General features: G+C 62.2%; 25 protein-coding genes. 9 read left to right on the top strand and 16 right to left on the bottom strand.

Translation table 11 applies throughout. The features are described 5' to 3' along the window. Positions 1-3 precede the first annotated feature (3 nt). Complete coding sequence (gene cysS, locus BLU46_RS27455) at positions 4-1,392, top strand: cysteine--tRNA ligase (RefSeq protein ID WP_008432427.1); 1,389 nt, start codon at positions 4-6, stop codon at positions 1,390-1,392. Positions 1,393-1,647: 255 nt separating this feature from the next. Here the strand turns inward: cysS and BLU46_RS27460 are convergent, their stop codons facing one another. Beyond that, a complete protein-coding gene (locus BLU46_RS27460; RefSeq protein ID WP_093208058.1) occupies positions 1,648-2,199 on the bottom strand; it encodes a dihydrofolate reductase family protein in 552 nt (183 codons plus the stop codon). Positions 2,200-2,359: 160 nt separating this feature from the next. On the opposite strand from BLU46_RS27460, the gene lepB reads away from it, so the two are divergent. Continuing rightward, on the top strand, positions 2,360-3,028 hold the full coding sequence (gene lepB, locus BLU46_RS27465; RefSeq protein WP_093208061.1) for a signal peptidase I: 669 nt from the start codon (positions 2,360-2,362) through the stop codon (positions 3,026-3,028). Positions 3,029-3,036: 8 nt separating this feature from the next. On the opposite strand, the gene BLU46_RS27470 is transcribed toward lepB, so the two are convergent. The 10 genes from BLU46_RS27470 to BLU46_RS27515 form a co-directional block, all read right to left on the bottom strand. After that, positions 3,037-3,624, bottom strand: a complete 588-nt coding sequence (locus tag BLU46_RS27470; RefSeq protein ID WP_093208064.1) for a TetR/AcrR family transcriptional regulator — start codon at positions 3,622-3,624, stop codon at positions 3,037-3,039. A 30-nt stretch (positions 3,625-3,654) separates the two neighbouring features. Then, positions 3,655-4,407 (bottom strand): 3-oxoacyl-ACP reductase family protein, encoded by a 753-nt coding sequence (locus BLU46_RS27475; protein WP_093208068.1) that lies wholly within the window; start codon positions 4,405-4,407, stop codon positions 3,655-3,657. A 134-nt stretch (positions 4,408-4,541) separates the two neighbouring features. Further along, complete coding sequence (locus tag BLU46_RS27480) at positions 4,542-5,471, bottom strand: tetratricopeptide repeat protein (RefSeq protein WP_172834553.1); 930 nt, start codon at positions 5,469-5,471, stop codon at positions 4,542-4,544. A 115-nt stretch (positions 5,472-5,586) separates the two neighbouring features. Next, entirely contained in the window at positions 5,587-6,522 is a 936-nt protein-coding gene (locus tag BLU46_RS27485) for an alpha/beta hydrolase (protein WP_093208073.1), read from the bottom strand. Between the two features lie 105 nt (positions 6,523-6,627). Continuing rightward, positions 6,628-6,996, bottom strand: coding sequence for a Na+/H+ antiporter subunit G (locus tag BLU46_RS27490; RefSeq protein WP_003211753.1), 369 nt, complete (start codon positions 6,994-6,996; stop codon positions 6,628-6,630). Beyond that, the gene (locus BLU46_RS27495) at positions 6,993-7,271 is read right to left on the bottom strand and encodes a K+/H+ antiporter subunit F (protein ID WP_003211751.1); all 279 of its coding nucleotides are present in this window, start codon (positions 7,269-7,271) and stop codon (positions 6,993-6,995) included. The genes BLU46_RS27490 and BLU46_RS27495 overlap by 4 nt, the downstream gene beginning before the upstream one ends. Then, positions 7,268-7,756, bottom strand: a complete 489-nt coding sequence (locus BLU46_RS27500; protein WP_017476996.1) for a Na+/H+ antiporter subunit E — start codon at positions 7,754-7,756, stop codon at positions 7,268-7,270. Before BLU46_RS27500 ends, BLU46_RS27495 begins: the two co-directional genes overlap by 4 nt. Next, positions 7,753-9,435: a monovalent cation/H+ antiporter subunit D gene (locus BLU46_RS27505; RefSeq protein ID WP_003211748.1), complete on the bottom strand. Its 1,683-nt coding sequence runs from the start codon at positions 9,433-9,435 to the stop codon at positions 7,753-7,755. The genes BLU46_RS27500 and BLU46_RS27505 overlap by 4 nt, the downstream gene beginning before the upstream one ends. Then, positions 9,432-9,776 carry a Na+/H+ antiporter subunit C gene (locus BLU46_RS27510; RefSeq protein ID WP_003192163.1) on the bottom strand — a complete coding sequence of 115 codons (345 nt, stop codon included), beginning with the start codon at positions 9,774-9,776 and terminating at the stop codon, positions 9,432-9,434. Before BLU46_RS27510 ends, BLU46_RS27505 begins: the two co-directional genes overlap by 4 nt. Continuing rightward, positions 9,776-12,697, bottom strand: a complete 2,922-nt coding sequence (locus tag BLU46_RS27515) for a monovalent cation/H+ antiporter subunit A (protein WP_093208076.1) — start codon at positions 12,695-12,697, stop codon at positions 9,776-9,778. The genes BLU46_RS27510 and BLU46_RS27515 overlap by 1 nt, the downstream gene beginning before the upstream one ends. Positions 12,698-12,884: 187 nt before the next feature. Here BLU46_RS27515 and BLU46_RS27520 point away from each other — a divergent pair, with 187 nt between their 5' ends. Beyond that, positions 12,885-14,462, top strand: coding sequence for an ATP-binding cassette domain-containing protein (locus BLU46_RS27520; RefSeq protein ID WP_093208078.1), 1,578 nt, complete (start codon positions 12,885-12,887; stop codon positions 14,460-14,462). A gap of 5 nt (positions 14,463-14,467) precedes the next feature. Here BLU46_RS27520 and BLU46_RS27525 read toward each other — a convergent pair whose 3' ends face one another. Next, complete coding sequence (locus tag BLU46_RS27525; RefSeq protein ID WP_093208080.1) at positions 14,468-15,388, bottom strand: DMT family transporter; 921 nt, start codon at positions 15,386-15,388, stop codon at positions 14,468-14,470. 92 nt (positions 15,389-15,480) lie between these two features. On the opposite strand from BLU46_RS27525, the gene BLU46_RS27530 reads away from it, so the two are divergent. The 6 genes from BLU46_RS27530 to BLU46_RS27555 all read left to right on the top strand — a co-directional run bounded on the left by BLU46_RS27530 (position 15,481) and on the right by BLU46_RS27555 (position 21,404). Further along, on the top strand, positions 15,481-16,044 hold the full coding sequence (locus BLU46_RS27530) for a helix-turn-helix domain-containing protein (protein ID WP_093208083.1): 564 nt from the start codon (positions 15,481-15,483) through the stop codon (positions 16,042-16,044). A gap of 154 nt (positions 16,045-16,198) precedes the next feature. Further along, positions 16,199-17,395 carry an SfnB family sulfur acquisition oxidoreductase gene (locus tag BLU46_RS27535; protein WP_093208087.1) on the top strand — a complete coding sequence of 399 codons (1,197 nt, stop codon included), beginning with the start codon at positions 16,199-16,201 and terminating at the stop codon, positions 17,393-17,395. A gap of 12 nt (positions 17,396-17,407) precedes the next feature. Next, complete coding sequence (locus BLU46_RS27540; RefSeq protein ID WP_017477002.1) at positions 17,408-17,749, top strand: acyl-CoA dehydrogenase; 342 nt, start codon at positions 17,408-17,410, stop codon at positions 17,747-17,749. Next, a complete protein-coding gene (locus BLU46_RS27545; protein ID WP_063028717.1) occupies positions 17,749-19,128 on the top strand; it encodes an LLM class flavin-dependent oxidoreductase in 1,380 nt (459 codons plus the stop codon). Before BLU46_RS27540 ends, BLU46_RS27545 begins: the two co-directional genes overlap by 1 nt. Positions 19,129-19,311: 183 nt before the next feature. Beyond that, on the top strand, positions 19,312-19,899 hold the full coding sequence (locus BLU46_RS27550) for an AMP-binding protein (RefSeq protein WP_093208090.1): 588 nt from the start codon (positions 19,312-19,314) through the stop codon (positions 19,897-19,899). Between the two features lie 86 nt (positions 19,900-19,985). Then, positions 19,986-21,404: an FAD/NAD(P)-binding protein gene (locus tag BLU46_RS27555; RefSeq protein WP_093208093.1), complete on the top strand. Its 1,419-nt coding sequence runs from the start codon at positions 19,986-19,988 to the stop codon at positions 21,402-21,404. 103 nt (positions 21,405-21,507) lie between these two features. Here BLU46_RS27555 and BLU46_RS27560 read toward each other — a convergent pair whose 3' ends face one another. Genes BLU46_RS27560 through BLU46_RS27575 form a run of 4 tightly spaced genes read right to left on the bottom strand, consistent with a single transcriptional unit; the run spans position 21,508 to position 26,140 of the window. Continuing rightward, positions 21,508-22,773 carry an efflux RND transporter periplasmic adaptor subunit gene (locus BLU46_RS27560; RefSeq protein ID WP_063028723.1) on the bottom strand — a complete coding sequence of 422 codons (1,266 nt, stop codon included), beginning with the start codon at positions 22,771-22,773 and terminating at the stop codon, positions 21,508-21,510. Continuing rightward, on the bottom strand, positions 22,763-24,244 hold the full coding sequence (locus BLU46_RS27565) for a TolC family protein (protein ID WP_063028725.1): 1,482 nt from the start codon (positions 24,242-24,244) through the stop codon (positions 22,763-22,765). The genes BLU46_RS27560 and BLU46_RS27565 overlap by 11 nt, the downstream gene beginning before the upstream one ends. Next, the gene (locus tag BLU46_RS27570; RefSeq protein WP_093208097.1) at positions 24,237-25,436 is read right to left on the bottom strand and encodes an ABC transporter permease; all 1,200 of its coding nucleotides are present in this window, start codon (positions 25,434-25,436) and stop codon (positions 24,237-24,239) included. The genes BLU46_RS27565 and BLU46_RS27570 overlap by 8 nt, the downstream gene beginning before the upstream one ends. Continuing rightward, positions 25,433-26,140, bottom strand: a complete 708-nt coding sequence (locus BLU46_RS27575) for an ABC transporter ATP-binding protein (protein WP_093208100.1) — start codon at positions 26,138-26,140, stop codon at positions 25,433-25,435. The genes BLU46_RS27570 and BLU46_RS27575 overlap by 4 nt, the downstream gene beginning before the upstream one ends. Positions 26,141-26,170: the final 30 nt, after the last annotated feature.

A 26,170-nucleotide genomic window follows, 5' to 3' on the forward strand; every position in this document is an offset into this window, starting at 1 on the left:
GTCGTGCTAACGATCTACAACACACTCAGCAAGACCAAAGAAGTCTTCAAGCCGCTGGATGGCAACAAGGTGCGCATGTACGTGTGCGGCATGACCGTGTACGACTACTGCCACATCGGCCACGGCCGCAGCATGGTTGCCTTCGACCTGGTGACCCGCTGGTTGCGTTTCAGTGGTTATGACCTGACGTATGTGCGCAACATCACCGACATCGACGACAAGATCATCAATCGCGCCAACGAAAACGGCGAGTCGTTCGACGCGCTGACCGAGCGCATGATTGCTGCGATGCACGAGGACGAGGCACGCCTCAACATCCTCAAGCCGGACATGGAACCGCGCGCCACGGACCATATCCCGGGCATGCATGCGATGATCCAGACCCTGATTGACAAGGGTTACGCCTACGCCCCGGGCAATGGCGACGTGTACTACCGCGTCGCCAAGTTCATGGGCTACGGCAAACTGTCGCGCAAGAAAATCGAAGACTTGCGCATCGGTGCGCGGATCGAAGTCGACGAAGCCAAGCAAGACCCGCTGGACTTCGTGCTGTGGAAAGGCACCAAGCCTGGCGAGCCGAGCTGGGAGTCGCCATGGGGCGCCGGGCGTCCGGGCTGGCACATCGAATGCTCGGTGATGTCCACCTGCTGCCTGGGCGAGACCTTCGACATTCATGGCGGCGGCAGCGACCTTGAGTTCCCGCACCACGAAAACGAAATCGCCCAAAGCGAAGCGGCCACCGGCAAGACCTACGCCAATGCCTGGATGCACTGCGGCATGATTCGCATCAATGGCGAGAAGATGTCCAAGTCCTTGAACAACTTCTTCACCATTCGCGACGTGCTGGAGAAATACCACCCGGAAGTGGTGCGCTACCTGTTGGTATCGAGCCACTACCGCAGCGCGATCAACTACTCGGAAGACAACCTCAAGGACGCCAAGGGCGCCCTTGAGCGGTTCTACCACGCGCTGAAAGGCCTGCCCTCCGTGGCGCCTGCGGGTGGCGAAGCGTTCGTGGCACGGTTTACCGAAGTGATGAACGATGACTTCGGTACGCCTGAAGCCTGCGCGGTGCTGTTTGAAATGGTGCGCGAGATCAACCGCCTGCGCGAGAGCGATCTCGACGCAGCGGCGGGGCTTGCCGCACGTTTGAAAGAGCTGGCAAGCGTGCTGGGCGTGCTGCAGATGGAAGCCGATGACTTCCTGCAGGCGGGCGCTGAAGGGCGTGTGGATGCCGCTGAAGTTGATGCGCTGATTCAGGCACGCTTGACTGCCCGGGCCAACAAGGACTGGGCGGAGTCCGACCGTATCCGTGACCAACTGACCGCGATGGGTGTGGTGTTGGAAGACGGGAAGGGCGGGACGACGTGGCGGTTGGCTGATCAGGCTTGATTGGTGAATGCTGAATGAAAAACGCCCCGACTGGTTCGGGGCGTTTTTTTGCCTATATATCCGTTATTCGGGTATTGGCTGCTATGGGGACCGCGCTTGCGGCGGACCACGGGCCGGACGCCTGTGCGGGGACATAGTTGACACATTCAAGGACAGATCAGGCCGGTTCAAGATCAAGCGCAGAGCTGCTTTTCTGTGGGAGCTGGCTTGCCTGTGATGCAGACACCTCGATTCAAACCAATCGCTCAATGAGCATCAGCGCTTGCCACCGACCTCATACCGGCTTTGAACAAACCCGTTATCCGACGCATACGTGCCGATATGCCGAAGCTCATGCTCGCCACTCAACGGGCTGAACAAGGGGATCCCCTGACCCAGCACAACCGGAATACGCGTGATGATCATCTCGTCGATCAAACCCGCCTCAAGAAACGCCTGAATCGTCTGGCCTCCGTCGATATACAGGTGTTTCATCCCGCGGTCGGCCAACGCTGCCACGAGGCTGGTGACATCCTGGCTCACCACCTCAACCTTGCCCTTCAACTCCGCAGGTAGCTCAACCGATTGATGAGAGAGTGCTATGACCGGCGTGCCCTCATAGGGCCACTCCGGAAAGGACAACACTTTTTCCAGGGTCTTGCGGCCCATCACCAGCGCATCCACGGTGGCGATGAAGTGTTCATAGGTCACGCCATTCAATTCGGCGCCTTCGTACTCAGGGCGATGAAGCCACTCGATATCACCGTCTGGCCCGGCAATAAAGCCGTCGACGCTGGCTGCGATAAAGACCGAACATTTGCTATCCATGGGGCGTGAAACTCCTTTTCTGTGTGCTTGAAAATATCGACTGTCATGGGGCGGCAACGCTAATGTTAATTTAATCTTCCGATGCAATAAGCGAGCATTGCCAAAAATCACCGTGGGTACCCGGCGCAGGCCGGTGTCCCTTTTCGTATTGCGAGGATCTATGCGCCGTTGGTTAATCCGCTACCGTTACGCGATCATTTTCTGGCTGTGCTTCGGGGTTTTCCGTACGTCCCTGGCCGATTGGAACCCCATTCCATCCGGCTCCATGCGCCCGACGTTGCTTGAAGGTGATGTGGTGCTGGTCAATCGGGTGGCGTATGACCTCAAGTTACCCCTCACCGATATTTCCCTGGCCAAGCTGGATAACCCCCAGCGCGGCGATGTCGTCACGTTCTCATCACCCAAGGATGGCATTCGTTTGATCAAACGTATCGTCGGCATCCCCGGCGATACCCTGGAAATGCGCGACGAAGTGCTGTGGGTCAACGGTACGCCGGCCACCTACAGTAATGGGCAGGACATCAGCGAGCCCATCGCTCCGGGCCACACGGTCCCGGGGATCAAGCTGACAGAGCGTGCGAACAACAGCCAGCGCACGATTCAGTTCATGCCGACGGTACGGGCGTTACGCGATTTCGGCCCGGTGGTGGTGCCGGCCGACAGTTACTTCATGCTGGGCGACAATCGCGATAACAGCGATGACTCCCGCTATATCGGGTTCGTGCCGCGTCGGCTGTTGATCGGGCATGCGCACCATGTCCTGGCTTCAGCGCAGATCCTGGACCATTGGATGCCACGATTGGGCCGATTTGGCGCGCCGATACTCTAGTGGGCTGATCATGCTTTTGCGCTGAGCGCCCGCAGTGCAAAACCCGCAATGCACTCCAGCTGCTCAGTAGTGGCGCCGCCCTTGCTGGCGATTTTCATGCCGCTGAGGGTGGCCATCAGAAAATCACACGCGCCCGAGAGATCGGTGCCGACGGCCAATTCACCTTGTTGCTGCGCGCGCTCCAGGGTCTGTTCGAACGCATTGCGCAAACGGCCGGCGCTGTGGGCGGTAAGTTGATTGATTTCTTCATCACCCACGCCGAACTCGCAGATGGCATTGACCCCCATGCAACCCGCCGTTCCTTCCCGCAGGGCGCGGGTGGCGAAGGATTGCAGGGTGTCGTGCAGTGCCTGCAGCGGGGTCGGGCCCTGGTTCAGGCGCTCGATCAAGTCGTCGACGCCGGTGCGCTGATACTCGGCCATCGCCAGCAGGTACAACTGACGTTTGTCGCCAAAGGTGTTGTACATGCTCTGGCGGCTCAGCCCCATGGCCTGCATCAATTCTTCCGTTGAAGCCGCGGCAAAACCCTTGTCGCAGAAAACCCGGATGGCCTCGCGCAGCACCTGGTCGCGGTCGAATGCTCTGGGTCTTGCCATGGTTACCTCGGGGAAATTGCAGTTGATGGATCAGGCCAGGTAACCACCGTCGATGGTCATGCTGGCGCCGGTGACAAATGCCGCGTCTTCGGACGCGAGATAAGCAACCATTCCGGCAACATCATCGGCAGTGCCTACGCGGCCCAAGGGGATCAGGCTTTTGATCATGTCCGCATGGGGCCCGTCTGCCGGGTTCATGTCGGTGCTGGTCGGGCCCGGTTGCACGTTGTTGACGGTGATGCCGCGCGGGGCGAAATCAATCGCCAGGCCGCGGATCATACCGGCGATCGCCGACTTCGTCATGCTGTAGACGCTGGAGCCCAGGAAGCCCGAACGTTGAGCGACCACGCTGCCCACGGTGATGATCCGGTCACCGTTGTGCATCACCGGCGAGCAGGCCTTGGCCGCCGCAAACGTGGCTCGCACATTGACCGCAAACATCCGGTCGAAGTCTTCCAGGCTGAAGGTGTCGACGGTGCCCATCAGCAGGATCCCGGCGTTGTTGACCAGGATATTCAAGGCGCCGAAATGCTCGACGGTGGTCGCGACCGCCCGTTCTATCGCCCCCACATCAGCACTGTCGGCCTGAATCGCCAAGGCTTTTCCGCCCTTGCTTTCGATCAGGCCAACCAGAGCTTGTGCCTTGTCGACAGAGGAGGAATAAGTAAACGCGACCGCTGCACCTTCATCTGCAAACCGGCGGACAATCGCTTCGCCGATACCGCGGGAACCGCCGGTGACCAGGGCGACTTTATGGTTGAAGCGAGGGGTGTGAACTGTCATGGGGGAGGCCTGAGGTTTAGTGGATTAAATAATCCACTAAACCGTACCAGCCTGGAAATACTTAGCCAAGCTGTTTTTGGATTAATTAATCTTTAACTGCCGGATGTGCTCTCAAATCCGTCATCAGTCGCCGGTCATTTCAGGTCGCTGTAGGTCAACCTGAATTCCGATAGCGCCGGGTGCTCGGTTTTCCACTGGCGGCCATACGCCTTGGCCGTTTCTATTTCCTCGGTATTCAATGCGCCGCCCAGCTGTCGCAGGTAGCCCGCAGCTTCGCCGTGCCGAGAGTTCTGCCGGGTACTATCCATGACCAGCCAGTACAGCCCATAGGCGTGGATTTTGTTCTCGGGATAGTGATAGCGGTTGGTGCCACTTTCATCGATATCGAAGCCGCCGAGCGCACCGGCATAGGTCATGACGCCATCGAGGTCATTCAGCGCAAGCCGTTTTTCCAGGTGTATGCGCTGGTAGGAGAGGTTGTGGTAATAGGTCTGCATGTTGGCCAGCCACTTCATCGCCGGCGGGAAGCCCTTGAAGGCCGCGTACCTGAGCATGGAGTCGCGGTTGTCACTGGCCTCCGGGTTTTTGTTATACAGCAGCGCTGCAATGTAATAGGCCTCGGCGCAGCCGGCATCGCCTGCCTTTCTCAGCCACGAGCGGTCTTTGGTCAGTTCATACAGCTGCAGCATCGCCTCGCCGTCGCCAGCATCGGCACCTGCCTGGGCGAGGGTCTTGGCCTTGGCCAGGTCGGTTTCGCCACCCAGGCGCATCAGGGCGTACACATGATCCTGGGCGGCGGCCAGGCGGTACCACGCCTGGGCATCGGGGCCGACACTGCCGACCCGGCGCCGGATGGCCTCGCCCAGGGCATATTGGGACGGCGCATCGCCGGCCGAGGCGGAGATGGTCAAAGGGGTTTCGCACTCTTCGAATTCACCGAGTTGATACAACTCGAGACCCCGCTGCTTGGCTGCCTGTTGCTGGCTCGTCAAATGTGAAATCAGCGCATTCAGCGCGTTGAGCAAATCAAACAGCGTGGTCAGTGCATCGGAATGGGTATACATGATCATTACCTGTATCGGGATACGTTGTCCGATAAAGGTAGGGGGGGCGGTGGGGCCCCAGGTGACAGATAATTATCGGCAGGAGCGCTGCCTTTCCCGCGCTCTGCGCAACCACTCAAGCGCTACGGCTGCCACGTATTGCCTGGTCCAGAAACAACGCCGCATTCGCCACAGCCTGCATGCCTTCGGGCAAGATTGCCGCAAACAAATGCCAGACATGGAACATCCCGGGCCAAACCTCCAGCGACACGCGTACCCGGTTTTCCCCCAGGTGGGTGGCCAGGCGCATGGCGTCGCTGAGCATGACTTCGTTTTCGCCGATCTGCACCAGAATGGGCGGCAATCCCCTGACGTCCGCGAACACCGGCGATGCATCGGGATCATTCGGCAGCGCACCATTGAGAAACGCTTTTGCAAGCAGCGTCAGCCCCAGGCGGGAGGCTTGCGGGTCGAGGCCGTCACGGTTGTCGATTGAGGCGCCGGTGTGTTCCAGGTTGGCCCACGGCGACAAGGCGGCGCCCCCGGCGGGCAGTGGCAGGCCTGCGTTGCGGGCCTTGACCATCACCGACACCACCATCGCGCCGCCGGCCGAATCGCCCGAGAACACGATGGACCTGGGGTCATTGCCTTGGTCGAGCAGCCAGCGATAGGCCTGCAACGTGTCATCAATAGGCACGGGGAACGGATGCTCGGGCGCCAGGCGGTAGTCGGGCAGGTAGACCTTTGCACCCAGCAGTTTTGCGAAGTGGCCGGCAAGGCCCAGGTAGCCCCGCGGGTTGCCGCCGACATAACCACCGCCGTGGATGTAAAGCAGCACCCGGTCCCCCTCAAACCCATCAGGCACGACCATCATGCCCGGTACGCCACCCATATCGACGTCACAAAAGCTGACACCGGCGGGAATCGGATGGGAACAAAGCACCTGCTCATAAGCCTTGCGCTGCTCATTGAGGGTGAGGGTGGTTTCCTGGCCCGTGAGAAATGGGCCAAAGTCAGCGGCGCAGGCAACCCATGCGTCGAGATGGGCTTGGACAAGGGGAGTGAATGCCATGGGGGAAAACCTCATAAAGTGATCCCGATACCGGGATTAGCGATGAGGTTCTATTTTATGGATTCTATTGGAGAACGAATTTCACCACTGCGGCGCCTGTGGGGATCAGCTGCCGCTGTCAGTGCGACGGCTGCTGACTTCAGCCGGCACATCATCCCCGGCCATGCGCTTGCGGAACAACGCGGTACGTGCCAGCAGCAACGTGGTCACCGGCACCGTGATCGACAGCAGGATCGGGATCAACCAACCGTGCAATACAGGACCGGACTTGAGCACCGAAAAGTAGATGATCGAGGCCAGCGCCACGCACCAGGCGCCCAAGGTCGAGGCCAACGCCGGCGGGTGCATGCGCTGGAAGAAGTCTTTCATCCGCAACAACCCAATCGCCCCAATCAGCGCAAACAGGCTGCTCAGCACCAACAATACCGCGACGATCACTTCAACCCACAGCGGTAACACATCGACATTGATCATTCGATCACCTCCCCACGCAGCAGGAATTTCGCCAGGGCGAACGACCCCACAAAGCCAAACAGCGCAATCAACAACGCCGCTTCAAAATAGGTGTCACTGGCATACCGAATGCCCAGCACCAGCATCATCAGCATGGCCAAAATGTACAGGTAATCCAGTGCCAGCACCCGGTCCTGGGCCGACGGGCCTTTGAACAGGCGCACCAGGGTCAGCACCATGGCCAAGGAGAATAGGAACAGGCTGAACAGGATCGCATTGGAGAGCAGGGCGCTCATTCGAAGATCTCCATCAGGGGCCGTTCGTAGGCGTGTTTGAAGTGCTCGATAAACTGCGCTTCGTCATCCAGGTCGAACACGTGGATCAGCAGGATGCTGCGGTCCAGGGCCAGTTCCGACCACACGGTGCCCGGCGTCACGCTGGTGATCATCGCCAGCACGGCCAGGCCGTTGGCGTCTCGCAGGTCCAGGGGGATCTTGATAAAGCGCGAACGCGGCGGGCGCGAGCCGCAGGTCAGGATGCCCCAGGCCACAGCAAGATTGGAGATGATCACGTCACGCCCCACCAGGAAGAACAGACGGATGATCACCCCCGGGCGGCGGATGCGGATCGGCAGCGGGCGCAACGGCGCCATCATCCATGGTGCCGCAAAGCCGAGGATCGCCCCCAGCAGCAGGTTGCCGGGGCTGACGGACAGGTTCAGCACCAGCCACAACAACCACAATGCCAATGACAGCCACGGGGCAGGGAACAGGCGCTTCATGGCTGCACCTCCAGGGCGGCGGCCTTGGCTTCAGGGCTCGGCACCGGGCGCGTCGCCATGACCGCCATCACATAGTGTTCCGGGTTGTTCAGGCTTTCGGCGGCCGCCTGGGTATAGCGCATCAGCGGCTCGGCCTTGAACGTCAGGGCGATGCTCAGGCCCAGCAGGAAGAAAATCGGCACGCATTCGAAGCGGCGCAGCAGCGGCGATGGACGTTCTTCCGGGGTCCAGAAGCGCTGGATGCCGAGGCGGGCGAAGGCGATCAGCGAAGCCAGGCCGGAGAAGATCAGCAGTGCCACCAGGCCCCAGGCGGCCGGACGCACCGGTTCGTCGATGGCATTGCCCAGGCCCATCGGGTTGATCAACGCGCTGAGCAAGCTGAGCTTGCCGATAAACCCGGACAGCGGTGGCATGCCGATGATCAGCAGGGCGCAGGCGATAAAGCTCAGGCCGAGGAACGCTACGGTCCAGGGAATCACTTGGCCGACGACGGCTTTCTGTTCATCGTCGAGGTTGGTGCCGGGCGGTGGATGCAGGGATTCCATGGCCTTGGGCAGGGCTTCGATTTCGTCGTCCAGGGGCATGTCGTTGGCCGAGCGCGAACGTTCGATCAATTCGGCCAGCAGGAACAGCGCACTCAGCGCCAGGGTGGAACTGACCAGGTAAAACAGCGCCCCGGCGGTCAGGCTTGGCTGGGCAAAACCCACTGCCGACAGCAGGATCCCGGCGGATACCAGAATACTCAAGCTGGCCATGCGTTCCAGGCGTTGCGCGGCAATCATCGCCAGTGCCGCGCAGACGATGGTCGCCATGCCGCCGTAGATCAGCCAGTCGCCGCCAAACAGCGCCGAGGCCCCGGCCTGGCCGGAGAACAGCAGGTTCCACAGGCGCAGCACGGTGTACACGCCGACCTTGGTCATGATCGCAAACATCGCCGCCACCGGCGCACTGGCCGAGGAGTAGGCGGGTGCCAGCCAGAAGTTCAGCGGCCACATGCCGGCCTTGGCCAGGAAGGCGACGGCGAGGATGCCCGCACCGGCGTGCAGCAGGCCGCGATCGGCCTCCGGCACCAGGGGGATTTTCAGTGCCAGGTCGGCAAAGTTCAGGGTGCCGGTGACGCCATAGATCAGCGCCGCACCAATCAGGAACAAGGTCGAGGCCAGCAGGTTGATCGAGATGTAATGCAGCCCCGCCGACACCCGCGCCCGGCCGGAGCCGTGAAGCATCAGGCCGTAGGAGGCCGCCAGCAGCACCTCGAAAAACACGAACAGGTTGAACAGGTCGGCGGTCAGGAAGGCGCCATACAGGCCCATCAACTGAATCTGGAACAGCGCATGGAAACTGGTGCCGGCCCGATCCCAACGGGCCATGGCGAACAGCAGGGCGCTGACGCCGATGATCCCGGTGAGCACCAGCATCATCGCCGACAGTTGGTCCACCACCAGCACGATGCCGAACGGCACTTGCCAGTTGCCCGGCAGGTACACGCCGATGGAGCCGGGGCCGCCTTTTTGGGTCCAGTACAGCAACAGCACGGCGATGCCGAGGCCGACCATGCTGGAGAACAGGTTGATTCGCGCCTTGAGCGGGCGGTGCTTCTCGCCGAGCATCAGCATCAGCGCGGCGGTCAGCAACGGCAGCAGGATCGGCGCGATGATCAGTTGATTCATCCAGGTCATTCCTTGGGCTCCCGGCCGTCTACATGGTCAGTGCCGGTCAGGCCCCGGGACGCCAGCAGCACCACCAGGAACAGCGCAGTCATGGCGAAGCTGATCACGATCGCCGTCAGCACCAGGGCCTGGGGCAGCGGGTCGGTGTAGTTGAGCAAGTCTTGCGGCACGCCGTCCTTGATGATCGGCTCCTTGCCGATAAACAGGCTGCCCATGCTGAAGATGAACAGGTTGACCCCGTAGGACAGCAGGCACAGGCCCATTACCACCTGGAACGTCCGTGGCCGCAGGATCAGCCAGACGCCGGAGGCCGCCAGGACCCCAATGGCAATTGCGATGACTTCTTCCATCAGGCGGCTCCTCCTTGGCTGGCAACGGCTTTCGCCTGGTTGCTGGGTTTATGGGCACGCACCGATTGGTGGCCCAGGGCGGTGAGCATCAGCAAGGTCGAGCCGACCACCATGGCGTACACGCCGACGTCGAAGAACAGTGCGCTGGCGACGTGGATGTCCCCCAGCACCGGCAGGCTGAAGTGCCAGGTGTGGGTGGTGAGGAACGGGTAACCGGCGAGCAGTGCGCCGAGCCCAGTCAGGGTTGCGGATAACAAGCCAAAGCCCATCCAGCGCATCGGTCGCAGGCTCATCTGTGCCTCGACCCACTGGGTACCGGCGACCATGTATTGCAGGGTGAACGCGACGGACATCACCAGCCCGGCGACAAATCCGCCGCCCGGTTGGTTGTGGCCGCGCATGAACAGGTAGAAGGAGACAACCAGGGCAATCGGCAGCAGCAGGCGCACCAGCACCGCCGGCACCATCATGAAGCCCAAGGCGGTGTCGCTGGCCTGGCGCGGGTTGACCAGGTCGGTGGCTACGTCGGGTGCCAACTGGCGCTGTTGCGCGGGCAACTCCATGCTTTCTTTCGAAGGCCGGAAGCGACGCAACAGGGCGTAGACAGTCAGCGCCACGGCGCCGAGCACGGTGATTTCGCCCAGGGTGTCGAACCCACGGAAGTCCACCAGCATCACGTTCACCACATTGCTGCCGCCGCCTTCGGGCAGGGCGCGGCTGAGGTAGAACGAGGAGATGTCGTTGGGGGTCTGGCGGGTCAGCATCGCGTAGGAGAGCAGCGCCATTCCGCCACCGACCACGGTGGACAGGAGAAAGTCCCGCAGGCGGCGGATGCGTGCCTTGCGCAACGAGCTCGGCAGTGGCGAGACTTCTTCGATCCGCCGTGGCAGCCAGCGCAGGCCCAGCAGGATCAGCACCGTGGTGACCACTTCCACCACCAGTTGGGTCAGCGCCAGGTCCGGCGCGGAGAACCAGACGAAGGTCACGCAGGTCACCATCCCGCACACGCTGACCATGGTCAGGGCCGCCAGCCGGTGATACTTGGCTTGCCAGGCGGCGCCCAGGGCACAGGCGATCGCCAGCAACCAGAGGGTGACGAACACGATGGAACCCGGGATCTTCGGCCGGTCGCCCCAACTGATGCCGCTGTAGAGCATCGGGATCAACCCGGCGATCACCGCCGCCAGCACCAGTAGGAACAGCTGGGTTTGCAGGCGTTTGGTGCTGATGCGTTTTTCGATCTTGCGCACCCCGCGCATCATCACCACCAGGCAGCGCTCGAAGCCGCGCTTGCCGTTGAAGTAGCTGATGATCGGCGGGTATTTGAAGCGGCCCAGCTTGAGTTGCTTGCGCAGCAGCAGATAGAGCACCACGCCGCCGGACATGGCCACCAGGCTCATGATCATCGGCGCGTTCCAGCCATGCCAGATGGCGAGGCTGTACTCCGGCAGCTCGCCGCCGACCACCGGCAAGGCGGCAGCGGCGAGGATCGAACCGACCACCTGGGCCGGGAAAATCCCCACCAGCAGGCAGGTAAACACCAGCAACTCCACCGGCGCGCGCATCCAGCGTGGTGGCTCGTGCGGAGTGTGAGGCAGGTTGGTGGCTTTAGGGCCGAAGAACACATCCACGGTAAAGCGCAGGGCATAGGCCACGCTGAAGGTGCCGGCGATGGTTGCGATGACCGGCAGGGCGATTTCCACCCAGGCGGTGGCGGAGATGAACACGGTTTCGGCGAAGAACATTTCCTTGGACAGGAAGCCGTTGAGCAGCGGCACGCCGGCCATGGACGCACTGGCGACCATCGCCAGCGTCGCAGTGAACGGAATCAGCTTCACCAAGCCGCTGAGCTTGCGAATGTCACGGGTGCCGCTTTCGTGGTCGATGATCCCCGCCGCCATGAACAGCGATGCCTTGAAGGTGGCGTGGTTGAGGATATGGAATACCGCGGCGACGGCGGCCAGCGGGCTGTTGAGGCCCAGCAGCAAGGTGATCAGCCCGAGGTGGCTGATGGTGGAGTAGGCCAGCAGGCCCTTGAGATCGTTCTGGAACATGGCGCAATAAGCGCCGAGCAGCAGGGTAATGGCGCCGGCACCGCCGACAATCCAGAACCACTCTTCGCTGCCGGACAGCGACGGCCACAGGCGGGCCAGCAGGAACACGCCGGCCTTCACCATCGTTGCCGAGTGCAGGTAGGCCGACACCGGCGTCGGTGCAGCCATGGCGTGGGGCAGCCAGAAGTGGAAGGGGAATTGCGCGCTTTTGCTCAGGGCGCCGATCAGCACCAGGGCGAGCATGATCGGGTACAGCGAATGGGCACGGATCTGATCACCGGCAGCCAGGACCTGGTCCAGGTCGTAGCTGCCGACGATATGCCCGAGCAGCATCACCCCCGCCAGCAGGCACAAACCGCCCGCGCCGGTGACCATCAGCGCCATATAGGCGCCGCGCCGGGCATCGGCACGGTGGTGCCAGTAGCCGATCAACAGGAACGAGAACAGGCTGGTGAGTTCCCAGAAAAACACGATCTGGATCAGGTTGCCGGAAATCACCAGGCCAAGCATGGCGCCCATAAACGCCAGGAAAAACGCGAAGAAACGCGGCACCGGGTCTTCCGGCGACATGTAATAACGGGCGTACAGCGACACCAAAGTCCCGATGCCCAGTACCAGCATCGAGAACAGCCAGGCAAAACCGTCCATGCGCAATACGAAGTTCAGCCCGAGGCTGGGCAACCACATGAATTCTTCACGTATCACGCCACCGTGGGCGATCTGGGGGTAGAGCAGGGCGACTTGAACCGTCCCGACCAGGGCGACGAGGCCGGCCAGCAGGGACTCTGTATTACGTGCGTTGTGCGGCAGCAAGGCCGCGAGACAGCTGCCGATAAAGGGCAGAAGCAGTAGAACTATCAGGGACATAGGCTTCTAATCTGCGGGAGTTTGGGATGCATCATACGTGCCGGAATCTTGATCACCAAACGGCAAGATGTGGCAGGATCCTACAAGGTAGGCTGAAAAAGACTGTTTGGCATTGTTTCAATGCCTGTATTCAGGGCAGGTATGCTGTTCAAAGGCTTTTTTTCAGCCTGTTACATAAGGACGTGTGATGACCCAGCGATTGCTCCACCTTGACCATGTCGCCTACAGCCTGCCGGACGGACGCAGCCTGTTCGACAACCTGAACCATGCTTTCAGCGCCCGGGCGACCGGCCTCGTGGGGGCCAATGGGACTGGCAAGTCCTTGTTGGGCGCAATGCTCGCGGGCACCCTGCAGCCCACCCGCGGGCATGTGCGCCGTGAGGGCAGTGTGTACGCGGTGACGCAACTGCTGGAGCCCGAGCGCTATCCCACCGTAGCGGCGCTGGCAGGTGTCGACCAAGTGCTGGGAGCGTTGGCGCGTATCACCGAGGGCAGTCTGGACGAACACGACCATGCACTGGCGGTCGATCAATGGGATTGCGCGCCTCGACTGGTGGCTGCCCTGGAACACATCGGCCTGGGGCACTTGACTGCCGACTCGCCCACCGCAGCCCTCAGTGGCGGCGAACGCCAGCGCGTCGCTTTGCTGGGCGCCTGGTTGTCCAGGGCAGACTGGTTGATCCTCGATGAGCCCAGCAACCACTTGGACATTGATCAGCAACACAAGCTTGCCCAGCAGATTGGTCGGTGGTCCAGCGGCCTGGTGCTGATCAGCCACGACCGTGGGTTGCTGGAGCACATGGACGAGATTGTCGAACTGTCGCCCACGGGCTTGGCGGTTTACGGCGGTAATTACAGCCACTATGCGGCGACACGGGAGCAGGAGCAGCAAGCGTTCCAGTCGGCGTTGCAGGGGGAGCGCGCGCACGCCAGACGTGAGCAGCGTGAAGCGGTCATCCAGATGGAGCGTCAGCAGCGCCGCAATGCCCGGGGCGACCGCCAGGCCCGGGATGGCAATCAGACCAAACTGATCACCAACGCCCAGAAAGAGCGCAGTGAAAACAGCCAGGGCAAGTTGCGCCTCAATCAGCAGCTGGCGCGTGAGCAGCAACAGCAGCGGATCGCCGAGGCGCGTGCACGGTGTGCGCCCGAGATCCAGCGCATGATGCTGTCGCCGGAAAGCGTGGTGCCCCAGGGCAAGCTGGTGTTGCAACTCAATGAGGTGGTGCTGCCGTTTGGCAGCCGCGCACCGATCAATCTCACCCTGACCGGCCCGATGCGCATGGCGATCGTGGGGGCCAATGGCAGCGGCAAGTCGAGCCTGTTGCGGGTGATCGCCGGCCAGTTGCCGGTGGCCGCCGGCGAGTTGGCGCGCAGTTGTCATATCGGCTGGCTGGACCAACACGCCGGGCTGGAGCACCCCGAACGCACGGCGGTGCAATGGCTTTACGAAAGTAATCCGCTACTGGCGGAAAGCGAAGCGCGTACCCGGCTGGCGCAAATGGGCATCGATGCCGACCGCGCGATGCTCGACACCTGCCAACTGAGCGGTGGCGAGCGCCTGAAAATTGCCCTGGCCGCGCAGCTCTACGCCCAGCATCCGCCGCAATTGCTGTTGTTGGACGAACCCGATAACCATCTGGACTTGCCCAGCCGGATTGCCCTGGAGCAAATGCTCAATCAATACCAGGGTGCATTGATCGTGGTGTCCCATGACGAGGCGTTTCTACAGTCCATTAACCTGGACGGCGAGTTGCGCCTCTGAGGCGTTTAACCCTGGTTTTCGTGTTCCAGTTCGATCTCGGGTTCGGCGAGCCGCTGCCGACGGGTTTTTATTTCGCTGACAATCACCGCCGCCACAATCAATGCTGCGCCCACCATGGCAATCGGCGGGAAGCGCTCGCCGGCAATCCGCCCGACGACGCCGGCCCACACCGGCTCCCCGGCATAAATCAGCGTGGCCCGAGTCGGCGAGACGCTTTTCTGCGCCCAGTTCATCGCCACCTGAATCACCGCGCTGGTCAGTCCCAGGCCCACCGCGCTGAACAGCAGCAACCAGGAAAACGCCGGCAACGCCTCGCCCATCGGCACCACCATCAGGAACGACAGCACTGAGGCCGTGGCCAGTTGCACCACCGTCACCCGACGTACATCCACCTGCCCGGCAAAGGCGCTGATCAGGATGATCTCGGCGGCAATCGCCACCGCACCGATCAGCGTGGCGATTTCACCGGGGCTGAAATTCAGCGATGTTCCGGCCGGGCCGGTCAGCAGCATCAACCCGGTAAACGCCAGCATAATGCCGATGCTCGGCATCAACCCCGGCCGCCGTCCCAGCACCAGCCATTGCAGCAGCGGCACGAATGGCACATACAGCGCGGTGATGAATGCCGACTGGCTGCTCAGGATTGTCTGCAAGCCAATGGTCTGCAAACCGTAGCCGAACATGATCGCTACACCGATAAAGCACCCGGCTTTCAACTCAAAGAATGTCAGGCCTCGCAGACTGCGTAACGAGAACGCCCCGACGATCAGCGCCGCCGCCGCAAAACGCAGGCCGACAAAAAACATCGGGCCGCTCACGGCCATGGCGTGCTGCACCAGCAAAAAGGTGCCACCCCAAAACATGGTGATCACCACCAATACACATTCGGCTTTGCTGAAACGGGAAAACAATGGGGAGGTGGTCATGGCGGCTCGGTCTTGCACAGTAGGGGCGCGGACCGCACAATGCGCCGCAAGCTGGGCAGTATACTGCGCAACCCCACCCTGTGAGCAATATAGTGCACAAAGAAAATCCGCAACGGGCTTCGGTCCTGCAACACGTCAGCCAGAACGTTCGACGCCTGCGTCATGCAGCAGAGTTGAGCCAGACGGCGTTGTCCGAAAAATCCGGCGTCAGCCGGCGCATGCTGGTGGCGATCGAGGCGGGGGAGAAGAACGTCAGCCTGTCGACCCTCGATCGGGTGGCCGAAGCCCTGGACGTGGCCTTCAGCGACCTGATCCAGGCTCCGGACGCCCCCGACCACAGCCGTATCAACGAACTGGCCTGGGCCGGCGAGATCCCCGGCAGCAAAGCCGTGCTGCTGGCCAAAGCCACCGCTCGCCGCGAGGTGGAGCTATGGGAGATGCGCCTGGAGCCCGGTGATCGCTACATGCCCGAGCCGGACCCCGAGGGCTGGAGCGTGCAGTTGTTTGTGTTCGAAGGCACGCTGACGCTGGTGCTGGGTGACGAGGAAAAACACGTCGCCACCGGTGAGTTCCTGATGTTCGCCAGTCGCTACCTTCACGCCTATCGCAATGACGGCGACGTGGCGGTGCGGTTTGTACGCAATGTGGTGATCTAACTGTTGGCAGCGCAACAGTGGTTGGACACTTTGCTGGTTTGAACCGCTGACGACTTCCCCGTTTTACAAGCAACCCTCTGATTTTATTGAGCGTTAGATTCAGGCACGACTCCTGCAATTACCCCAGTATCTCTCTGGAGCCTGGAGTCGGCCCATGTCAGCCCAACCCCTGCAACCTGCCCACATCATTCGCTCAGACGCCGAAGCCATCGCCGTCGCCACCGAGTTGGCCAAGCGTTTCGCCGTCGAGGCCGGTGTGCGTGACCGCGAACGACGCCTGCCGGTGGCCGAGCTGGATGAATTCTCCGCCAGCGGCCTGTGGGGCATCACCATTCCCAAGGCCTACGGTGGCGCAGGGGTGTCCTATGTGACGGTGGCCGAGGTGATCAAGCTGATCTCGGCCGCCGATCCGTCCCTGGGGCAGATTCCGCAGAACCACCTGGGCGTTGTCGACATCCTCCTGCAAACCGCCAGCGAGGAACAAAAGCAGCACTACTTCGCCAAGGTCTTGCAGGGCTACCGTTTCGGCAACGCCTTCTCCGAGGCCAAGAGCAAAAACGCCGGCACCTTTGATACGCAAGTGCGCTTTGACGGCGACAGCGCGTACATCAACGGTGAGAAGTTCTACTGCACCGGCGCCTTGTTCGCCCATATCGTGCCCGCGGTGGGCGTGAATGAAAAAGACCAGGCCTTCATCGCCTTTGTCGAGCGGGACGCGCCGGGGCTGCAAGTGGTCGACAGTTGGGATGGCTTCGGCCAGCGCACCACCGCCAGCGGCGGCGTGACCCTCGACGGTGTGAAGGTGCCGCTGAGTGCGGTGATTCCCGCCCACCAGGCCTTCGACCAACCCACCGCCAACGGCCCGATTTCGCAAATTATCCAGGCGGCCGTCGACACCGGTATCGCCCTCGGTGCCCTGGAACAAGCAAAAATCCATGCACGCCAGGCCCGGCCCTGGATCGACAGCCAGCAGGATCACGGCTGGCAAGACCCGTTCACCATCGCCGCCATCGGCGACCTGGAATGGCGGGTCCACGGCACCGAAGCGATCCTCGCCAAGGCCGGCGTTGCCGTAGACCAGGCCCTGGCCAACCCCAACGAAGACACCGTGGCCAATGCCTCGCTGGTGGTCGCCCAGGCCAAGGTGCTGTCAGCCGAAACCGCGTTGCTCGCGAGCAGCAAACTCTTCGAACTGGCCGGCACCCGCTCGGTGTCCGGCAAGCACAACCTCGACCGTTTCTGGCGCAACGCGCGCACCCACACCTTGCATGACCCGGCCCGCTGGAAATACCACTTGATCGGCAACTTTGTGCTCAACGGCGTCAAGCCCGCACGCCACGCCTGGAACTGAGGAGCTTCATCCATGACCGCACTGAATCAGGCGCGCCAACTGCTGGAAAGTACCCGGCGCTTTGTCGAGAAAAGTGATGACCCCTACGTGATCAGCCGCTTCGGCGATTTGCAGATTCGCGTGGAGGTCGCGGCCGCTTTGTTTGAGCGTGCCGAAACCCACCCGAGCCCGGTTGCCCTCACCGAAGCCCAGATCGCGGCTGCCGAAGCCCTCATCGCCGCCAGCAACGCCGAATTCGAACTCACCGGCCAGCGCACCGCACTGCCACCCACCCTTGATGATCCCTTGCGCTGGAAATACCAGATTGTCGGCAACTACCACCTCAACGGTGTCGCCCCCCGGAGTACTGTTTAATGCCTCGTGAAATCCGCTTGAATGCCTTCGACATGAACTGTGTCGGCCACCAGTCGCCGGGCTTGTGGGCCCATCCGCGTGACCGCTCATGGCAGTACAAGGACCTGGAGTACTGGACCGACCTGGCGAAAATCCTCGAACGCGGCAAGTTCGACGGCCTGTTCATTGCCGACGTGCTGGGCATCTACGACGTCTACAACGGCAACGGTGACGCGGCGATTCGCCAGGCCACCCAAGTGCCGGTCAACGACCCACTGTCGCTGATCGCCCCCATGGCGCTGGTCACCGAACACCTGGGCTTTGGCCTGACGGCGTCGCTGTCCTTCGAACACCCATACCCGTTCGCCCGGCGCCTTTCCACCCTCGACCACCTGACCAAGGGCCGCGTCGGCTGGAACATTGTCACCTCGTACCTGGAAAGCGGCGCCAAGAACCTCGGCCAGAAAGCCCAGACCGAACACGACGCACGCTACGACTACGCCGAGGAATACCTGGAGGTTTGCTACAAGCTCTGGGAAGGCAGCTGGGAGGAGGGCGCCGTGTTGCGCGACCGCGAGCGGCGGATCTTCAGTGACCCGAGCAAAATCCACGAGATCCGCCACGTCGGCAAACACTTCCAGGTGCCCGGCATTCACCTGTGTGAACCTTCGCCACAACGCACCCCGGTGCTCTACCAGGCCGGCGCTTCCAGCCGGGGCAAGCAGTTCGCCGCCGAGCAGGCCGAGTGCGTGTTCGTCGCCGCGCCGTCGAAAGTGCTGCTGAAGAAAACCGTCGCTGACATCCGCCGGCGTGCGGCGGAGGCAGGCCGTGATCCGAAGAAAATCCTGATCTTCAACCTGCAGACGGTGATCGTTGGCGAGACCGACGCCAAGGCCAAGGCCAAGTTCGACGAATACAAATCCTACGTCAGCTACGAAGGCGCGATGGCGCTGATCTCCGGCTGGACCGGTATCGATTTCAGCCAGTTCAAGCCCGATGAGCCCCTCAAGCATGTGCACACCAACGCCATTCAATCGGCGGTGGAAGCGTTCTCCACCGCCGACCCGAACAAGGTCTGGACCCCGAATGAACTGGCAGACTGGGTCGGCATTGGTGGTTTCGGCCCGTTGTTCGTCGGCGGCCCGGAAACCGTGGCCGATCTGTTGCAGGAATGGGTTGAAGAGACCGATGTGGACGGCTTCAACCTGGCCTATGCACTGACCCACGAGACCTTTATCGATGCGGTCGAGCTGCTGGTGCCGGAGCTGCAGAAGCGTGGCGTGTACAAGACTGAATACGCCCAGGGTACCCTGCGGGAGAAATTGTTTGGAGACGGTGCGCGCTTGGCGGACAACCATCCCGGGGCCAGCTATCGTGACCTGAAGGCCACCGCGATCTAACGGGAGAAACTGAATCAATGTGGGAGCTGGCTTGCCTGCGATAGCGGCGTATCAGCCGGTAGAGATGCAAGCTGACTCAACGCCATCGCAGGCAAGCCAGCTCCCACATTTTATCTTCATCGATCCAATGATTTCAGCCAGCGGACCACCGCATGCTTGTTTCACCAATAGGAGCATCACCCTATGAGCGTGCATGAACTCGAACTTCCGCTGGATGTGGAATGGCCCGCCGAACGGGTCACGGTGTTGCCCGAGGCATTGGCGCAATTGCGCCATTGGGCACAAGTGACCCCGTTGCACAGCGCCCTGCGCCACAAGCGTGACGGCCAGTGGTACGCCTGGCGCTGGATTGATGCGTTGCGGGATGTCGAACGCCTGGCTGATGGCTTGCGTCAGCAGGGCTTTACCGAACAGTCACGGCTGGCCCTCAGCGGTGTCTTCGAGCCCGGTCTGTTACTGCTGGCCCTGGCCGCCCAGGTGATCGGTGGCCAGATCCTGACCCTGGCGGATGACCTCGAGCCCGCTGCCTTGCAGCAACAGGTGTGGCGCATTCGGCCTACCCATGCGTATGTCCCTGGGTTTCAACCGTTGGCGGTCGTGCAACGGATAGACCCCGTGGACACTTCCCAACGGCTCTGCCGCTGGTGGCAGCCTTCCGGCAAGACCGAATTGTGGAGCGAGGAGAGCACCCATTGGCAAGGTGGCCTGGCGGCGGTGCTTGAGCAATGGCTGAAGAGCGGCCAAAGCCTGGGCTTCCCACAGTCGAGCTGAACTAGGCGTCTCGTGTCGATGTGCTGGATACTGCACGGGGCGATTTTTACCACAACCATTCAGGCAGACAGTAAGGGCGCAATTTCATGAGTGAAACCGAACGCGGACAGGCGACGAGCGCCATTCGCAACGCTGATGTGTTGATTGTCGGCGGCGGCCTGAGCGGGACGATGCTGGCGGTGCAATTGCTGCGCCTGCCGGGCAAGCGGCAGATCCTGGTGATCGAACCGCGCCAGGAACTGGGGCGCGGCGAGGCCTACAGTGCGGTGGAACTCGGCCACACCTTGAACGGCAACGCCGCCCGCATGAGCGTCGACCCGGATAATGCCGATGACCTGACCCAGTGGCTGACCGCCTACATCGCCGACGGCGGTTGGCCCGAGTCGGACCAGCAGCACGTGCCCATCAGCGAACTGTTCCCGCCCCGTGGGATCTTTGGCTTGTACGCGCAACAACGGCTGGCGGAGGCCAAGGCGTTATCGGCGTCAACCGTCGAGCATGTCCGCGCCGAAGTGGTAGACCTCGAGGTGGACGAACACTCCACACTATTGACCTTGAGCGACGGCCAGCAACTGCGCGGTACGTTTGCCGTATTAGCCACCGGCATGTTCCCGGCAGCGCGTACACCACAGACCGAATCCAGCGGCTTGAATGCCGCAGCAGTCGACCCGTGGGATGTGCAGGCCATGACTCAACTGGACCCGCAATCCACGGTGCTGATCATTGGTTCCGGGCTGACCATGGTGGACGCCGTGGTGTCCCTGGAACAGGCCGGTCATCGCGGGCCCATCGAGATTTTTTCGCGCCACGGCCTGTTGCCCCATGTGCGCCGGCAGCCGCCGGCCTGGGTCGACTTTCTGGGGGAGGACCACAGCCTGCGCAGTCCTCGGCAATTGCTGCGGGAAGTACGCCGCCAATGCAAGCTGGCGCTGGAGCAGGGGATCGACTGGCAAGCGCCGCTGGACACCGTGCGCGCCAATATCGGGCGTTTGTGGAGCCAGGCCAGCGAGGCCGAGAAACGCCAGTTCGTGCGGCATATTCGGCCTTGGTGGGAAAGCCATCACCACCGCTCACCGCCCTTGAGTGCCGAGTTGGTGGCGCGGTTGCACGGGGAGGGGCGGTTGCGGATTCGGGCAGCTTCGTACAAGGGACTGGTGCCGTCGCAGGGTGATGTCACGATTCGCCTGCGTCCTCGTGGCGAACAGGCCATCGTTCAGGTGTCGGGGGCTGCGTTGATCAACTCCAGTGGGATTGAATACGACTGGCGGCGCGTGGCCCGGCCGTTGCCTCGGCAGTTGCTCAAGCGAGGGTTGATTCAGCCCGGGCCGCTGGCGTTGGGGATTGCGGCGGATGTGTCGGGGGCCGTGCTGGATGCCAACGGCCAGGTCAGCCAGCGACTGTTTGCCATGGGCCCACCGTTGCGCGGGATGTGGTGGGAAAGTACCGCAGTGACGGATGTGGCAATTCAGGCCAAGGCACTCGCCGCAAGGTTGGCACACCTCTAAATCCAATGTGGGAGCTGGCTTGCCTGCGATAGCAGCGGGTCAGCTGCATCTTTATCAACTGAGAGATTGCTATCGCAGGCAAGCCAGCTCCTGCAGGTTGGGTTCATGGCCCGACCTTCACAAACCCCGGCTTCAACCCAAACACCTCCACCCCCTGCGCCGTCGACTGCCCGGTTGTCACGGTCACCCGCTCCACCGGCTTGTCCATCGCGGCCCGATATTCCACCGTCATCACACCATCCCCGCGACTGATCGCCTGCGCCGGTACGACAATCGCCTGGTCATTGTTGTAGGTCACGATGGTCAACCGCGCACTCATCCCCAACCTTACCCGTTGCAACTGTTGCGGGGTCAGCTTGGGAATCGACAGGGTCACCGGAAACTGCGCGCTGCCCTGGCTGTCGCTGGCAATCGCCAAGCCACTGACCACGCTGACCGACCCCGTCAATCGTTCCCCGTCAAACCCGTCGCCCAGCACCTCCACGGCCTGGCCCTGATGCAACTGGTTGATATCCAGCTCCGAGACCTTGGCGACGATTTTCAGCTTCTCGATATTCGCCAGTCCAAACAGCACCTGACCCTGACTGACCTTGCTCCCGGCCTGCACCGGCGCGTTATTGTTCCCGCCGCCCTGGGCCGATGAGGTACTGCCCGGCGCCGGCACTACGATGCCGGAGAACGGTGCCTTGACCTCCTTGCCATCGAGCAAGGTGCGAAGGGCTTCATATTTCACCGTGGCATTGGTCAGCTCCATATCGGCGATCTGTCGGTATTCGCCTTTGCCTTGTTCAATCGCCTGTTGCAGTTCGCTGCGGGCCGCTATCAGGTCCAGCTGTTGCTGGGTGGCCTGTTGCTTGAGGTCGTCGAGTTCGTTGCGCGGGATGATGCCGCGCTTGAACAGGTTTTCGCTTTCGGTGAGTTTGCGCTGGGTATTGCTGGCGGTCATTTCGGCGGTGCGCAGGCCGCGCCGGGCGCGACCGACTTGTTGGCCGCTGTCCCAGTCCTGCATTTCCTGCACGGTGCGCCGGGCCTTGAGCTGGGCGGAGAGGGCGTCGCGCAGTTGTACTTCGAGGGTGGCCGGGTCCATGCGCAGCAGCACCTGGCCGGCCTCCACCCGTTGGCCCTGTTCCACCAGGTTGGCCTGCACATTGCCGTCGAACGGCGCGGTGAGGGTGACGGTGGTGTCAGGCTCGATCTTGCCCACCAGGCCGATCTGATGCACCAGCGGGTCGACCTTCACCTCCAGCCATTGTTCGGCATTGCCGGGTTGATTGGCAGCCGGGCTTTGACGGCTGAGCAGCGTGATACCGACACCGGCCACCAGCACAATCAACACGGCACCCAACAGGCGCTTCTTATTAGTAGTCATTGAGGGCGATTTCCCAACTTTCCAGCGTCATGCCCAGGGTCAAGTCGAGCTGAGTCTGGGCGTTCAAATAGGCAATCAGCGCATTGAGCCGTGAGTTCTCGGCGTTGCGCAGGTCGGTTTCGAAACTCAATACCTGAAAGTTCGTGGAGCGCCCGGCGCTGAGTTTTTCCCGTTCGATTTCGATCTTGCGCCTGGACAGCTCCACCGCCCGCTGGGAAATTTCATACTGGCGCCAGCGGGTGCCCAGGTCGCGCACCACATCGTTGACGCTGCGCTCCAGTTGCTGGCGGGCGTCGGCGATGATGATCTCCTGGTTTTCCACATCAACCCGCGCGTGCACCTCGGCCTGGCGGGTGCTGATATCACCGATGGGAATCTGCACCTGCACGCCGGCGTAACTGTCCCAGCGCCGGTTGTTCGAAGAGCCGTTGTCGTTGTCGGTGGCGGCCCGAATCTGGTTGGCGCCGGCCACCAGGTCCACTTGCCAGCGTCCGGAGTCCTTGGCGATCACCAGGTTGAGGTCGGCCTGCTGGCTGCCGAGCAGGGTGGCGAGGTATTCCGGCTGCTGGTTCTGCGCCAGGATGAAGGCCTGGCGTTTATCGATGTCCATGGGTTTGGCTTCCAGGGCCTCGGTGGCGCGGATCGGCGTCGACAGGTCAAGGGCCAGCAGGCGCAGCAGGGCCAGGCGGCTGGTGTCCAGTTGGTTCTGGGCTTCTTCCACCCCCAGTTGCTGGGTGGCGATATCGGCTTCGGTCTGCACGATCTCGAACTCGGCCATGCGCCCGGCACTGATCAGCGCCTTGTTCACTTCCAGCAGGGTACCGGAGCGCTTGAGGGCGTCCTGCACGATGGTCAACTGCTCCTGGGCCCGCAGCAATTCGCGGTAGGTGGCGATGATGTTGCTGATGGTCTGCGCCACGTTGGCCTTGAGGTTCAGGCGGTTGGCCTGCTCCGACAGGCGTGACAGGCGCAGCGGGGCGGTGGTGGCGTCCCAGCCGGCACCGCGCATCAGGGGCTGGATCACTGACAGGTCGAGGCCGTCGCTGCGGTAACGCCCGGCGCGATCGGCGTTGTTCAGTTGCTGGGTCCAGTTCATGCTCAGGCGCGTGCCGTACTCACCGAGCAAGGTGGCATTGGGCGCCAGGTTGGCGTTGCGGGCGCTGTCGTCGGTGCCCTTGGTGGCGCGGTAGTAGCTGTTCAGGGTCAGCTTGGGGTTGAACGTGTCTTCGGCCACCCGCAGGTCGAATTTTTGCGCCACCCGTTGCAGGTACGCGCTGCGAATCGCCGGGTTGTTGCGCAGGCCCAGGTAGACCGCGTCGCCCAGGGTCAGGGTGGTGGACTGGGCATTCAACGACACGCCGCGGTCATAGCCGCTGCGGGTGGTGCTGGGCGCCGACGGGCGAATCACCACGTCGGCGGCCACGCTGTGCAGGCTCACCAGGGCGGTCAACAACAGCAGCCGTTTATTCATCGCGCAGGGCCTCCACCGGCTGCAGACGCGAGGCCGACACGGCCGGATAGATCCCGAAAAACAGCCCCACCAGCAAGGTGCTACCGACCCCGAGCGGCAGCGCGGCAACCGCCAGGGAAAACTGCCAGCCGGACATCCAGGCATACAGATAGGCGGCGGTCATGCCCACGACCGCGCCGCATAACGCGCCGACAGCGGTCAGGGTGACGGCCTCCAGCAGGAACAGGTTGCGAATGTCCCGCTGGCGCGCACCGAGTGCCATGCGGATCCCGATCTCCCGACGCCGCTCTGAGACGTTCATCAGCATCACGTTCATCACCCCCACGCCGCCGCCCACCAGGGAAATCGCGCCCAGGGCCAGCAGCAGGTAAGCGAAGGTACGGCTTTGGCGGGTCATGCCGTCGATCATTTGCTGGGGCACCTGGATGTCGACATCGTGGTCGGTGAGCTGGGTTCGCAACGCCACGGCTGCGTCCCGGGCGACACGCTCCATGTCCTGGCCGGGAGTGGCGCGTATCACCACATTGCCGATTTGCGGACTGAAGTAGATCCGGCGCATGCCCGGGGCGGGGACGAACAGCGATTCGTTGGCCTGTACAGGGATCAGCATGGCCCGGGGCTGGTTTTGAAGAATGCCCACCACCAGGTACAGATAGTCATTGATGCGCACCCGGTCCCCCAGTTGCAGCGGGTCGCCGGGAGCACTCAAGGCCTGGACGACCTGTTCGCCGACGACCGCGTAGGTTTCCCCCGCGTCGAAGGTCGACAGGAAACGCCCCTCGCGCACCGACAGGCGCATGGCGTCCTTGAGGTCCGGCGTACTGCCGACAAAGCTGCCATTAAAGGTGCGGCCATGGAACACCACCGGACCGCTGAACATCGAAATCGCGCCAATATGGGCGATGCCGGGCACGCTGCGGCGCACCGTCTCCAGGTCCAGGCTGGCCGGCATAGGGGCAATGCTGGCGGCCTTGGGCGGGAACTGTGCCACCAGCGTGTCGGTGCCCATGTCCTTGAAAATCATCGCCGCGTCTTCGGCGGCGTTGTGCCCGATATTGATCAGCGCCACCACCGAGGAACTGCCGATGACGATGCCTAACAAGGCCAGGATCGAGCGCTTGCCCAGGGTGCGCAGGCTGACAAATGCCTCATGCAGCAATTGGCTCAGGCTTTGTTCGACCCGCAGGCTCATAGGCGCTCGGCCTCTTGCACCACGCCATTGCGCACCAGGATCTTGCGGTTCAGGCGTTCGGCAATGTGCGGGTCATGGGTGACGATGATCAGCGTCACCTGCTGCTCGCGGTTGAGCGCCAGCAACAGGTCCATGATCTCCTGAGCGGTGGTGCTGTCGAGGTTGCCGGTGGGTTCGTCGGCGAGGATCACCGAAGGGTTGCCGACCAACGCGCGGGCGATGGCGACCCGTTGGCGCTGGCCGCCGGAGAGGTCGGCCGGGCGATGGTGGGCGCGTTCGGCCAGGCCCACCTGTTCGAGCATGCGCATTGCCTGTTCCAGCGAGTCATGCCGGGACACGCCGCGATAGCTCAGGGGCAGGGCGACGTTATCCAGAGCGCTGAGGCGCGGCAGCAGATTGAAGCTTTGAAAGACGAAACCGATCTGCTGATTGCGGATCGCCGCCAGTTGATCGGGGCTGGCGCTGAAAATGTCATGGCCGGCAAAGCGGTACTGGCCGCAGTCGGGCAGATCAAGCAGGCCGAGGATATTGAGCAGAGTGCTTTTGCCGGAGCCGGATGCGCCGAGGATGCCGCAGCTGTCACCGGTTTCGATGGCCAGGCATACATCATTGAGAATCGACAGGTGCTGACCGGCCAGCTGATAGCTTTTGCCGATGCCTTGCAGGGAGATAAAGCCTGGGAGCGCGGGGGTATCTGTCATCATGACTACGCCTGCAGCCTCGACAGCGCCGTG

It is taken from the genome of Pseudomonas yamanorum, assembly GCF_900105735.1.
Classification (GTDB): domain Bacteria; phylum Pseudomonadota; class Gammaproteobacteria; order Pseudomonadales; family Pseudomonadaceae; genus Aquipseudomonas; species Aquipseudomonas yamanorum.

What these genes read in the sequence shown, in the direction of transcription:
- BLU46_RS27545 (WP_063028717.1), top strand. Translation starts at nt 17,749, where the DNA reads ATGCCTCGTGAAATCCGCTTGAATGCCTTCGACATGAACTGTGTCGGC.
- BLU46_RS27475 (WP_093208068.1), bottom strand. Translation starts at nt 4,407, where the DNA reads ATGACAGTTCACACCCCTCGCTTCAACCATAAAGTCGCCCTGGTCACC.
- BLU46_RS27500 (WP_017476996.1), bottom strand. Translation starts at nt 7,756, where the DNA reads ATGAAGCGCCTGTTCCCTGCCCCGTGGCTGTCATTGGCATTGTGGTTG.
- BLU46_RS27565 (WP_063028725.1), bottom strand. Translation starts at nt 24,244, where the DNA reads ATGAATAAACGGCTGCTGTTGTTGACCGCCCTGGTGAGCCTGCACAGC.
- lepB (WP_093208061.1), top strand. Translation starts at nt 2,360, where the DNA reads ATGCGCCGTTGGTTAATCCGCTACCGTTACGCGATCATTTTCTGGCTG.
- BLU46_RS27535 (WP_093208087.1), top strand. Translation starts at nt 16,199, where the DNA reads ATGTCAGCCCAACCCCTGCAACCTGCCCACATCATTCGCTCAGACGCC.
- BLU46_RS27550 (WP_093208090.1), top strand. Translation starts at nt 19,312, where the DNA reads ATGAGCGTGCATGAACTCGAACTTCCGCTGGATGTGGAATGGCCCGCC.
- BLU46_RS27525 (WP_093208080.1), bottom strand. Translation starts at nt 15,388, where the DNA reads ATGACCACCTCCCCATTGTTTTCCCGTTTCAGCAAAGCCGAATGTGTA.
- BLU46_RS27485 (WP_093208073.1), bottom strand. Translation starts at nt 6,522, where the DNA reads ATGGCATTCACTCCCCTTGTCCAAGCCCATCTCGACGCATGGGTTGCC.
- BLU46_RS27575 (WP_093208100.1), bottom strand. Translation starts at nt 26,140, where the DNA reads ATGATGACAGATACCCCCGCGCTCCCAGGCTTTATCTCCCTGCAAGGC.
- BLU46_RS27570 (WP_093208097.1), bottom strand. Translation starts at nt 25,436, where the DNA reads ATGAGCCTGCGGGTCGAACAAAGCCTGAGCCAATTGCTGCATGAGGCA.
- BLU46_RS27540 (WP_017477002.1), top strand. Translation starts at nt 17,408, where the DNA reads ATGACCGCACTGAATCAGGCGCGCCAACTGCTGGAAAGTACCCGGCGC.
- BLU46_RS27505 (WP_003211748.1), bottom strand. Translation starts at nt 9,435, where the DNA reads ATGACCTGGATGAATCAACTGATCATCGCGCCGATCCTGCTGCCGTTG.
- BLU46_RS27560 (WP_063028723.1), bottom strand. Translation starts at nt 22,773, where the DNA reads ATGACTACTAATAAGAAGCGCCTGTTGGGTGCCGTGTTGATTGTGCTG.
- BLU46_RS27510 (WP_003192163.1), bottom strand. Translation starts at nt 9,776, where the DNA reads ATGGAAGAAGTCATCGCAATTGCCATTGGGGTCCTGGCGGCCTCCGGC.
- BLU46_RS27520 (WP_093208078.1), top strand. Translation starts at nt 12,885, where the DNA reads ATGACCCAGCGATTGCTCCACCTTGACCATGTCGCCTACAGCCTGCCG.
- BLU46_RS27515 (WP_093208076.1), bottom strand. Translation starts at nt 12,697, where the DNA reads ATGTCCCTGATAGTTCTACTGCTTCTGCCCTTTATCGGCAGCTGTCTC.
- BLU46_RS27490 (WP_003211753.1), bottom strand. Translation starts at nt 6,996, where the DNA reads ATGATCAATGTCGATGTGTTACCGCTGTGGGTTGAAGTGATCGTCGCG.
- BLU46_RS27460 (WP_093208058.1), bottom strand. Translation starts at nt 2,199, where the DNA reads ATGGATAGCAAATGTTCGGTCTTTATCGCAGCCAGCGTCGACGGCTTT.
- BLU46_RS27470 (WP_093208064.1), bottom strand. Translation starts at nt 3,624, where the DNA reads ATGGCAAGACCCAGAGCATTCGACCGCGACCAGGTGCTGCGCGAGGCC.
- BLU46_RS27495 (WP_003211751.1), bottom strand. Translation starts at nt 7,271, where the DNA reads ATGAGCGCCCTGCTCTCCAATGCGATCCTGTTCAGCCTGTTCCTATTC.
- BLU46_RS27480 (WP_172834553.1), bottom strand. Translation starts at nt 5,471, where the DNA reads ATGTATACCCATTCCGATGCACTGACCACGCTGTTTGATTTGCTCAAC.
- BLU46_RS27555 (WP_093208093.1), top strand. Translation starts at nt 19,986, where the DNA reads ATGAGTGAAACCGAACGCGGACAGGCGACGAGCGCCATTCGCAACGCT.